The organism is Marinigracilibium pacificum, from assembly GCF_012926615.1.
Taxonomy (GTDB): Bacteria; Bacteroidota; Bacteroidia; order Cytophagales; family Cyclobacteriaceae; genus Mangrovivirga; species Mangrovivirga pacifica.
Genome location: NZ_JABBNU010000002.1, coordinates 488,383 through 499,467 on the forward strand (window position 1 = coordinate 488,383; position 11,085 = coordinate 499,467).

Sequence of the window (11,085 nt, forward strand, 5' to 3'; positions counted from 1 at the left end):
TCACAAGATAGCATATCGGTTATGGATATATGATTTAGCTTATATAAAACAATTTATTATGTGGATAGAAATATAAAATAATACTCTTAAGCTCCGAAAGTGATGTTTTCTTTTGCAACAATTTGCCATCTTCTCTGCCTGTGTTTATAAAACAGTTTAGCAAACTGAGTAATAAATGAGGTCATAAAGCCACCATATATTATGATGGAATCTTCATAATAAATAGAACTGTTTCCCAAGTCTTTCATTACTATGTTGTGATTCCATATCTTGGCATTTATGTCCCATTCCTTGGTCGAAAGTATATGGTTTTGACAGTCAATTTTAGCTATTGTCAAATAGTGGGTTCCTCCAAAAGGAAAGAAACCAAATATTTTCATTTTGGCACCATAGGTATTTCCTAATTCCCATTTTTCTGGAAAATGACCTTTTGTAGACTTAAAACTGATCATGCCTTTAGCAACAAACTGTAGTAGTTTTGGAGTTTGGACAAAAGTCCATGCCGATTCAATTTTAATTGGGATTATCGAAGCAACCGTTAGTTTTTTGGCTTTTACAATTTTTCCATGATAATCAGTAGTCGTGTTTTCAATACTTACTTTTGATTGGTATTGGTTTATTGTTGGTTTAGACATAAAGGGATTGACAATAGGGCACTGAAGGATTTATTTTTTATGAAACAGACTAACAGGTCCACCATTTTTTGTTTTTAAAATCTATAATACTTGGTCCGTCAGAACACCCGCCAACCTCTTCAGCATATTCATCTTCCGGGCTTGTAGCAATGATCCATTGACCTGTTGGTTTGTGTTTAACTATTTTTCCTGTTTCAATAATTTCTCCTTTTTCACCTGAAAGACTACCATTGTTAATAATAGTTATTGAGTCTCCGGAAATGATTACTTCAACAGTACAATCTAAAGATTTGCCATCCCATTCAGCAAAAGCAACATCGTAAGTGTAGGTACCACTCTCTGGTATTTGAGCATTGATGTTGTTGGCTATAAAAATGAATAGAAAACAAAAAAGCGAATTAAATATCTTAGGAGTAGTATCCATTTAGAAGTTGTTTGGTCAATTATATTGTTAATATAATAACTATAACTTGTATTTGATTCTGTTATTGCTAAACTTCAGTCTGTTGGGTATAGGTTTTCTATAACTTTGAGATTTGCTGTTTAGAAATTATTCTTTCCAGCAGGCAATATTGAAATAATACTGTCTATCCACTGAGTTATTTGTTTCTTTTTAATTCAGATTGGATTTCAACCCATTTTACTCTCCATTTCTTTTCATTATAATCACCTGTCGTATAAAACAGAAATTTATTGTCAGGCGTGACATATGGGTTTCCTTGTCCAAATTCATTAATTACAGATTTAAGTTTTCTTGTATTCATGAACTTTCCATTCCCAGCATTAAAACTTATCATCAAATCAAGTTGATTACCAATGGTTGCAAAAATTATAAAGTCTTCTTTGGGTGAAATGAATGGTGTGCATTTTCCAACCTTATCATTCATTGTAATAGGGACTTTTATTGCATAACTATATTTACCATCTATTTCTGTGGATCTATAAATGTCCATTTCACTATAATCCAAATTACTCGAGTGAAAGTATAGAGTTCCGGAATTTGCTACAGTAGGATGGGATACTAGTTTATCTCTTAAATTTGGAATGTCAACAAAAGTAGGTACTGTCCATTTTCCATTTATTTTATCAGATTTCCAAATATGCCAGGTAGACTCAATACCTTCTTTGTTTACTGGTCTGGTTGAACTGAAATAGATTGATTTTCCATCTGGAGTAAAGCTCATCCCATGTTCGTTATGTTCACTATTAAAAAAAGCCTTTTCAGGAGCAGACCATGAACCGCTAGTTTTTTCAATTTTATAGACATCAAAATTTTCAAAACTCGTATCTGAAATGGTGAAATAATATTCTTTCAGATCCGGGCTAAATATTCCTTTGTGGATAATTTTATTATCAGGGATCAGCTCAGGTTTAAACTCAAGAGGTGTGCTGTCTGGTACTTTTTCAGTAAGAAAATCCATTTGAGTACTTTCATTTTTACAACCTAATAAAACTATTAATAAAAGTAGGAAGGTAAGGAGGTTGTTCATTTATTTAATAGTTGAGTAGGTTATTTATGGTGGTAATTATTAATTCAATTTGTTGCTTCTATAAAAGCTATTAGGTTCTATTTTACAAATTGTATTAAAATTATCATTCGTAGTAGCTATGAATACATAGGCATCAATGTCTAAGTTAAAGAAAAGGAGTTGTTTGTTTTCCGCTTTCAAGTCTTTATCAATGGCCTTAAATAATTCTATTATAAATTCACCGTCCCTTAGATTTTCATAGTCTACTGATTGTCTTAATTTCTGTGTATTTATCCAATTGTAATTTTCTACCCCAAGTTGTTTTTCTACATATTCTTCAACTTCATTCTCGTTTTCTTCACCTCGCCAATCAATATACCCAAGTAAGCCTCTATAATCTCCAAACATATAAATTGCTTCTAATACGTTAATTTCTTCAAATCCATATTCATCAATCAGATCCTCATTTTCTTCAATAAATTCAGCTTTGTTATCGAGAAATGGGATGAGATAGGCTCTGAATTCCTCTTTATAGTCGAGGTAAATTAATTGTCCAATTTCTAAGAGGTCGTATTTGTTGTTTGTAGATTCAGATTTCTTTTGTGCGTATGTAAATTCTCCTATTACGAGAATTATTATTAAAAAAATAACTACTGATTTCATATTTTGTAAAATGAATAGGTTGTTATTATTAAAGTTGAATTTTTGTTGATTTGAAGCAATGAAATCAAGCACATTGTAGATATGTGTTTAATTGAGAAAAATTTAGTATAAAACTAATTATTGCGATTATCAATAAAAACCCTAAGTATATGTTAACTCTCAATTGAAAGCCGATACCAAGATATTTATTCAACCACTGATTTTGTTTTTTCTTTTCTTTTTCTTGCCATATTTGATCATTGTATTTTTTATGTATACCAAATTTCAAAAATTGTTTTCTTCTATGAACAATTTTAATTTCTTCAAATAAAAGTAACTCTTTATTAATAACATGAAATGTGAAAAGAATATAAATAATTGATGCAACTCCTAAAAATATGAGTAACCAAGGAGTTTGAACTATTTTATCTTGAAGAAAATCTTTTGAAAACGGCAATATAATTATCCCTATTATAATAACAGATGATCTTATCATATGTTTCCAAATTAGCTCATGCCGATATTTATACTCATCCCAAATTAGCTCATGTTCAGGATCAGCATCACTTATAGTTTTATTAAATTCCGGATACATTATATTATGTATTATTAGTTGAACTAAACACTTTTAATAGTGTGTCAGGACCTATATTGCTTCATTTACATCCTTTTTAGGATGATAATACAAAGTTTAATTCTATTAGCTTGTAGGAACTATATTTATTTAGTGAGTTTACTGAAAATAATTGGTTTCAAACTTAAAAACAAAGGTTGTTTTGATAACTTTTAACATTGCCCTATTTTGCTAGAACTCATTATTAATTAACTATTGGTTAATAGTTATTATCGTGCTGATAATTCCTTTTTAATATTCAGTGCTAAATCTTCAAGTCTTTCATCTATACCAGGCGATAATAAATTGCCCTGGAAGCTGGCATTTGATAATACTGCTATTCCTATATTAGATTCCGGGAAAACCATAAACCAATTTTGCATTCCCCATATCCCTCCGTGATGACGATAGCATATTTCGCCATCTATTTTAACTATATTCCAGTGGTATCCAATGTCAAAATCATATTGGGTACTAAAGCAGTTTTTATGTGACTCCTTAACTTCAGGAATTGAATCATTCAGGAGGTATTTTATATACTTAATTAAATCTAAAGTGTTAGAATGAAGCCCTGAAATACCTCCCCATAGATTGTTTTGATAATGTTCTTGAGGTTCATTGTCTCCATTGTATCCTTGAATCAATAATTCTTTATCCCTTTCGTTTAGATTGAACTTTGTATTAGTCATATCATTTGGACTGAGAATGAAATTTTGCACAAGCTTTTGATATTGAATACCATAAGCTTGCTCAAGAATGAAGGCTGTGATTTCAGGAGCAGTATTTGAGTAATGAAATTCTGTTCCAGGCTCGGAGTTGATTGTTACCTGATGTAACCCTTCCCAAAATTCATTTTTATTGGCCATTGTTGGAATCATATTTGGGAAGCCACCTGTATGAGTAATCAGATTTTTTATTGTGATTTTTTCTCCGTTATATTCAAAGTTGGGATAATCTTCAGGTAAATATTTCCTGATGTCGTCATCAAGCGATATTTTACCATCAAGAACGGCTTTTGCAACCATAGTTCCTGTAAAAGTCTTGGTTACAGAAGCAAGTTCGTATAAGGTCGAGTCGGTTGGAGGATTGTTTTTGCCGGGATTTTGTTCACCAAAGTGGAAAGTATATTCATTATTATTTTCAACGATGGCAATTGAAACGGAGTGTATTCGATCATCGGAAAGGAATTTCATGGAATAGTGTTCAACAATTTCCTCTGTGGTTTTTAATTCATGTTTGTTGTTTTGATTACAACTAATTAATGAAATGATCCCTAAACTTGAATAGATTACTTTCCAGAATAGCTTTTTCAAAGTATTTAGATTTAGGAGGAGTGAGTTTAAAGTTAGTAGGTACTGATTTGAATGGGGGTATGAGTATTGAAATATGTAAATAGTAATCCCAGGCGACATAAATATTTTTTTATTCTCCTGGGATTACCAATTTTTTTTACATTGTTACTGCTGCAGGAGGCGGTGGTGGTAGGCTTTCCGGATTTTGACTTGGTGGCGGTGGTGGTAGGCTTTCCGCATTTTGACTTGGTGGTGGCGGCGGTGAAAGGCTTTCCGCTTTGAGTATATTTTTATCACGAATATCCATGTACGAAATTAACTCCGATGCCTTATTCATAACTTTCTTTATTTTTCCACTTTCATCAACTACTATGTGTGTAGGATATGCATGTAACTTAAGCTCATTTTTGATGTAATCTTTCTGAGAAGCAACAACCGGATAATCAAATTCCTTTTTCTTCAAAAAATCTTCTAATTTATCTTTAGGATCTGTAGCCAAACTTAAGAAAATCACATCTTCTCTTTGTTTGTATTTTTCAACAAATTCATTTAGTTCAGGCATTTCAGCAACACAGGCAGTACAATTGATATACCAGGTTTTAATAATTAGAGTTTTACCTTTTGTATTTTCACTATTAAAAGTATTTCCTTTCAGATCGGTAAATTGAAATTCCGGTAGCTCTGTCCCTTCCATATTATAATGATTGAGGTAGTTCTGAGCTGTACTCTTCATGATATTTCCAATGTTTGCTTTATTTGCATTTGCACTGAGTTTGAACAGTTTGTAAGTACTTATATCCTCATCTGATTTTATCTTTAGAGGAATATATTTACCGGTAGTTAACTTTTTAAGAAACTCCTGTTCATCAATTTTTTCTGATTGCTCATTTAACCCGATAAATTCTGTTGCCAATGAAATGTTGCTCCAATAGTATGACCACCAAATGTTGAAATCAGACTCCAATTCGTTTATGTCAACATTTGGTTCAAGAACTTCTGTATTGTTCTCAGAAGAATCATTTTCGGTCTTTTCATTTTTGTAACAAGCAAAAACAAAAACCGAAACAATCAGAATAATAATAAGTTTGGTTGTTTTCATATTTAACAAATTTCCTGGAGAGAGTTAAGAGCATTACTATGCCTGGTATTCGCTCCGTTTTCTTGGTTGATTAATAGTTTTGAATTCCTTTAAATATGGAATATATAAGTTTTGGGTATAATACCAAAGCTAATGGAGATATTTAACATATCGTAAACGGATACAATGGTATTAATTGTAAGTATTTATTCTTTTTGGTAAGATGTAATTAATTGCCGTATCTTTTCTATACGCTAAAGTTTCGGCTACTGTGTTATTCTAGGATATCATAAAAGTCTATATTTTAAATATCGAGTGTTTAATATCAATTGTTGTTTTCGTTTATTGCTTTCTATTAATTTTTCAAATATCTAATTCCAATTAACACATTTATTAATACTATCAGAGTGTGTTTTGTACAAATACCAGTTGTTAGACCCAAATACAGTATATTCAAAAGAAAACCAAATTGTATAAACACCTAATCCAGGGTAAATTATATCAACAAGAAATTTGTCAACATCTCCTGCTCCGTATTTGAACTCCTTAGTGTCGATTATTTGTTCTCCTTTTTCTTTGGTAATGCTGACTGTATACCGATATTCCACAAGTGGAGCTCCTACACTAGGCTCTTCAAGTTGGGGACATTCCTGGTAATCCCAATGAATTTTTAAATTTTTCATTAAGATGATTTTTCCTCCATTGTTGCCTATCAATAGGTTGCCACCAGTATAATTTTCTAAGTGGAACTGAACTGTTAATTCCTCTCTTTTTATTTCATTTATAATAGTATTAGTATTTTTTGTTATGTTTTTATTTGTACTATCAATTTGCTTGCTAATGGAATTATTTGACTTTTCTATTTGCTGATCGATCTTAGATGTTTCTTGTAAAATAGTATCGATTTGCTGATTACTTTTTTCCTCAATTTTGTCACTTAACTCAATTATTTCGGGGACATCTTCTACTTTGGTATATACTTCATAAGCTTTGAGACCGAATACTAAGATGAGTGTTAATACGGCTATTATTGCAACTGTACTCATTAATTGTTTTAATAGTTTATATCCCCTTAATCCGTCTTGTTGACCAATCTTGGCTACGATTGCCTTATACAATAAATAGAGGATTAGAAAAAAAAGCGCAATGAGGGAAATCGGATTAGTAATAGATGACGCTATTTCAAATATTTTCTCCATAGAGGTTAGGTTTAGGTTGTGCTCAACAATTGATTATAAGCACCTTTGTGCTTCATATAATTCATGGGATTATGGCCGAAAATGCTTTTAAAATAGGAAAGTAATTGTTACAACGTTTAAAAGCAATAAAATGTAATTCTTTAGTTGTAGGAAACAAACGTAATCGGGTAATGTACGGGTGTTTTGTTTATGATCTCAAATAGATATTAAGATAATATCACTTTATTTGCTGGCTATAATTTTTTTCGAATTAATATTTGAATTCGATATCAGATATTCAGAATGCTCAACATTATTAAATTGTTTCATTACCGATTTTCTAATTTTTGCCAACGAGTGGATGATAGCAAAGCAATTGCTTATACATTACCCGTTTACGGTGTTGATTTATAGTTTAAATTCCTCTAAAAAAGGAAAAATAGTTGTTTTAAACTTCAAAAACAAAGAGCTCATGAATCTTTAATGGCTTGTAAACCGATATATCTTGGCAGGATATAAGCACTTTTTATATAGATCGGGATTTAATCCCGGCATTTCATTAAAAGTCTGAAGTTATGCTATCGCTAAATGGGTGGCAAGATGTCCTTCTAAATAATTCAAATTTTAGAAGCTCTCATTAGTATTCAAAATATTAAAATAATTATATATTTCTAGTTGCAATAAAAGACAGTACTTCTATTGTAGCTAGTTTTAAAGCTCTATTTGTGCTGCTTTGTTATCAATTAGTGATTTGTATTCTTCTTTCATTGAATCATTTAAGAAACTACCTTCAATGAATTTGCTCCATTTCGGAATTAGTTTTTTATACTTTTTGAATATGTTGTCTATAACCTTTGAGTCCAAACCAGCACCTTTCATGGCAATTTCAAAATCTTTCTTTTTGATCTTTTTTTTCTTCCCATTTAAGTTCAAAGCAAGATCTTCGTCATCTCCTTCAAATACTAATTCTGTGGCAACTAGATCATAAGCAGGGCATAGGCCATATTCTGAATTCCTTTTCAGTAAAGAGAAATTTTTAAGGTGCATATCGTTGTTTCCAGTTAAAAAACTAAATAGCACTAATTCAAAGAAATCCGTAACATCCAAACCTGGATTTTCGGCATGCTTTTTTATAGCCTTTGCTATTTGCTCGTACGAACCTTTGTACTTGTGCTCCGTCATTCGTTCAGTTATTTGGCACATGTCTTCCATATGAAGCTTGTTTCCTTTTTTTCGATCAATTCTTTTTGTTATATAAGCTAATTCTCCTGATTTCAGTCTGATAAGTGAATGCTCTACGGTTTTTAATTTACTGACTTCAGCCAAGTGCATTGTCAAATCTTCGATTTCTGGTAAACTTGAGTATGTTTTTGTTTGGGGCTTTAAAATATATTCACCCCAAAGGCCTACAATTGTAAATCGCTCAGATTCTGATGAATTTTCCGATAGTCCAAGGGATAGTTTAGGTTGAACACCTGTAACCGTTTTTTGACTTTTGATTACTTGTTCAGCTAACTCTAGGATTTGGTCTTCTGTAAAATTAAATTCTGGAGGATTAATTTTACCAAAGAATTTCTTACTGCATTTTTGATGATAACCTTTTATACCTGCTTCAGTAGTTAACTCTTCTAAACTAATTTCCTTATAGCAATAAAGACATTTATTCTCCATTTTCTTCCTGTGGTTGTATTGATACTGCCCCTATGCAATCATGACAAGTTTTTAATAATATGCTCATTCTATCCCGTGGATCTAGTTTCCAGTTTTTTTGTGCGATATCTAATAACCACCCTTCAGGAATTAACCCATCAAAAAACGGGAATAGAATTTTACTTTCATATCGATCATTTGTAAGTGGAAACGTCACGCTTATTGCTTCTGAGTTCGGTTGGCCCAGATATGATTTTTCGTATTGAAAATGATAACCATCTTCATCTTCCGTTAATTTTCCTGCCAATTTATTATGCATGTAAACTTTAGCGATCTTCATTTCTTTCTGTTGGTATAGGTCCAAGTTCATGGCCAAATAATGATAAGACCTGATTGACCTTATCAATCATTAATGATTTCTTTCCTTGTTCTAGGTCGCGCACAAATCGTAGTCCAACGCCTGCTTTAAACGATAGGTCTTCTTGTGTTAATCCGAGTTTTTTACGTCTTTCTTTTACAAATTGACTTAGCTTTTCCATAATGATTTTATACCCTTTCGGGTATAAATATAGTGATAAAAACGAAAAATATACCCTTTCGGGTATAAATATAGTGATAAAAACGAAAAATATACCCATTCGGGTATAAAAATATATGCTTTAGTGTAAAATATACCTGTTCGGGTATAGTTGATTAGATTTCAGTAGGAGGTATACCCAATCGGGTATAATTTGATTAGCTACAACGAAGGGATAAGCGCGACTCTATTGCTCTTATTTCCTTTATAACTTCGTTGTTATTTTTGTTAATAATTCCCTTTAAAAATCCCTAAAGTAGCTCTTGATTCCGCAAAATCAAACATTTTCTTAATAAATACCCGTATGAAAGCGGATAATGTATTTTAGAAATACTATTTGATGGAAGTAACTCATTTTGCTTATGGCAGGATGCTACTGAGAGGGATATCATTGGGCTTACTTCTTTATTGACTGGGATTAAATCCTTGCATTTCATTATACGTCTGAGGTTGCGCTGAAGCTAAACTCCAGACAGTGGGGGTATTCAGAATGTCCGTCTAATAATTGAAATTTTAGAAGCCCTCATTAGTATTCGAAATATTAAAATAATTATATATTTCTAGTTGCATTTAAAGACAGTGCCTCTATCGTGCTTTCGTTTTTTTCTTTTTTAATTTTCCTTGGTGAACGATACGACTTCAATTTTCTCGTTTTCCGTTCCATATTGCTTAATTCCTTCTTCTCTTCCCATTGTTGCAATCAAGAAGTCTTTCTCCTTGTCTTTTATTCCAATCGCAACGACTTCATCATTCATTATGTCTTCAATGTATTCTAATGCCGCTTCTTGATTAAATTCCGAATCTCCGCTGTCAAAGTGGGAATGTAAAAAGTCAATTCCAACTACATAACTTTCTGAATTCTCGTCAGTGAACCAAAGCTTATATTTTGGGTTCGCAAAATCAATTTCTACCTTCAAGTCTGTTCCTTCCTTAGTTATTTTCATTCTGGGAACTAAGTCAGGATATTTAGCTTTCAGTTTGTCTATCAATGATTTCATTTTCTAAATGCAGCACAACGAAAGGATAACGCTCACTCAGTGATTCTTATCCCATATGTGTGTTGTTAATAATTCCCTTTAAATGTCTAAAATAGCTCCTGATTGAACAAAATCAAATATTTTCTTAATAAATACCGATAGGTGACCGGGATACAATCCCTACATTTCATAAAAAAATCGAAGTTATGCTATCGCTAAAGGGGGGAATCAGGATGTCCTTCTAAATAATTGAAATTTTAGAAGCCCTCATTAGAATTTAAAATATTAAAATAATTATATATTTATAGTTGTATTTAAAGACAGTGCCTCGATTGTACACTGTTTTTTTATTCATTTAATTCAAAATAGGATGTCATGCCAACTCCGCCAATTACCCATATGTTTTTTATCCTTTCCTGGTGAATTTTGTTAATATGCCAACTTTCATATTCCGCATCTGGCACGTTAATTTCAGTTCCATCATCCAAGGTTAAATACAAGTCTCCGGTTTTAGAGGATTCAGATTTTTTAATTTTTAATCCAATCAAGTCAATCATCTTTTTAACAGCTTCTTTATCATAAGGAGCAAGAGTTTCCGATTGGTTAAATCTTGTCATTTCAAAATTCAGGTTTATATCGATTACGAACATTGGTCGATTTGAACCTTCTTCGGTTAATTCTAAACCAAGAAAATCACGTATATCAATTCCTGAAATCTTGAATCCTTCAAGTGGCAGTAAATAGGACTTTCCTTTTTCTTTTATTCTAAACTTCATTAGTTCTCAATTGTGTACTACGTTCAATGTATGAGTTTGTGGCTGATTTCCGTGCCGATTTCACACCCGATAGGACAGTGAGAATCCGGCGATTGATCAGACACTATAGCCAGCCATAACTGCATACAAAATATCACCTTTCGTTTCTTTTCTTATTCAATAGTTTAATATACTCTTCTACTTCCAGGGTCAATACAT

Annotated in this window: 13 protein-coding genes; all 13 read right to left on the reverse strand. The window is 31.9% G+C overall.

What is annotated here, in order from left to right; genetic code table 11:
• Positions 1–86 precede the first annotated feature (86 nt).
• Positions 87–635 carry a hypothetical protein gene (locus tag HH304_RS04725; protein WP_169678393.1) on the reverse strand — a complete coding sequence of 183 codons (549 nt, stop codon included), beginning with the start codon at positions 633–635 and terminating at the stop codon, positions 87–89.
• A 49-nt stretch (positions 636–684) separates the two neighbouring features.
• Positions 685–1,059, reverse strand: coding sequence for a hypothetical protein (locus HH304_RS04730; RefSeq protein ID WP_169678396.1), 375 nt, complete (start codon positions 1,057–1,059; stop codon positions 685–687).
• Positions 1,060–1,234: 175 nt separating this feature from the next.
• Positions 1,235–2,125 carry a TolB family protein gene (locus tag HH304_RS04735; protein ID WP_169678398.1) on the reverse strand — a complete coding sequence of 297 codons (891 nt, stop codon included), beginning with the start codon at positions 2,123–2,125 and terminating at the stop codon, positions 1,235–1,237.
• Between the two features lie 39 nt (positions 2,126–2,164).
• The gene (locus HH304_RS04740; RefSeq protein WP_169678404.1) at positions 2,165–2,767 is read right to left on the reverse strand and encodes a DUF6630 family protein; all 603 of its coding nucleotides are present in this window, start codon (positions 2,765–2,767) and stop codon (positions 2,165–2,167) included.
• A gap of 64 nt (positions 2,768–2,831) precedes the next feature.
• Entirely contained in the window at positions 2,832–3,341 is a 510-nt protein-coding gene (locus tag HH304_RS04745; protein WP_169678409.1) for a hypothetical protein, read from the reverse strand.
• Positions 3,342–3,589: 248 nt separating this feature from the next.
• A complete protein-coding gene (locus tag HH304_RS04750) occupies positions 3,590–4,672 on the reverse strand; it encodes a serine hydrolase domain-containing protein (protein ID WP_271711493.1) in 1,083 nt (360 codons plus the stop codon).
• A gap of 136 nt (positions 4,673–4,808) precedes the next feature.
• Positions 4,809–5,750, reverse strand: coding sequence for a TlpA family protein disulfide reductase (locus HH304_RS04755; RefSeq protein ID WP_169678420.1), 942 nt, complete (start codon positions 5,748–5,750; stop codon positions 4,809–4,811).
• 350 nt (positions 5,751–6,100) lie between these two features.
• On the reverse strand, positions 6,101–6,928 hold the full coding sequence (locus HH304_RS04760; protein WP_169678423.1) for a hypothetical protein: 828 nt from the start codon (positions 6,926–6,928) through the stop codon (positions 6,101–6,103).
• Positions 6,929–7,618: 690 nt separating this feature from the next.
• On the reverse strand, positions 7,619–8,578 hold the full coding sequence (locus tag HH304_RS04765) for a HipA domain-containing protein (protein ID WP_169678433.1): 960 nt from the start codon (positions 8,576–8,578) through the stop codon (positions 7,619–7,621).
• The gene (locus tag HH304_RS04770) at positions 8,568–8,897 is read right to left on the reverse strand and encodes a HipA N-terminal domain-containing protein (RefSeq protein WP_169678436.1); all 330 of its coding nucleotides are present in this window, start codon (positions 8,895–8,897) and stop codon (positions 8,568–8,570) included. Before HH304_RS04770 ends, HH304_RS04765 begins: the two co-directional genes overlap by 11 nt.
• The gene (locus HH304_RS04775) at positions 8,884–9,195 is read right to left on the reverse strand and encodes a helix-turn-helix transcriptional regulator (protein ID WP_408631351.1); all 312 of its coding nucleotides are present in this window, start codon (positions 9,193–9,195) and stop codon (positions 8,884–8,886) included. The genes HH304_RS04770 and HH304_RS04775 overlap by 14 nt, the downstream gene beginning before the upstream one ends.
• Before the next feature lie 550 nt (positions 9,196–9,745).
• Complete coding sequence (locus tag HH304_RS04780; protein ID WP_169678439.1) at positions 9,746–10,132, reverse strand: hypothetical protein; 387 nt, start codon at positions 10,130–10,132, stop codon at positions 9,746–9,748.
• Positions 10,133–10,458: 326 nt separating this feature from the next.
• On the reverse strand, positions 10,459–10,887 hold the full coding sequence (locus HH304_RS04785; RefSeq protein ID WP_169678441.1) for a DUF6188 family protein: 429 nt from the start codon (positions 10,885–10,887) through the stop codon (positions 10,459–10,461).
• Positions 10,888–11,085 lie beyond the last annotated feature (198 nt).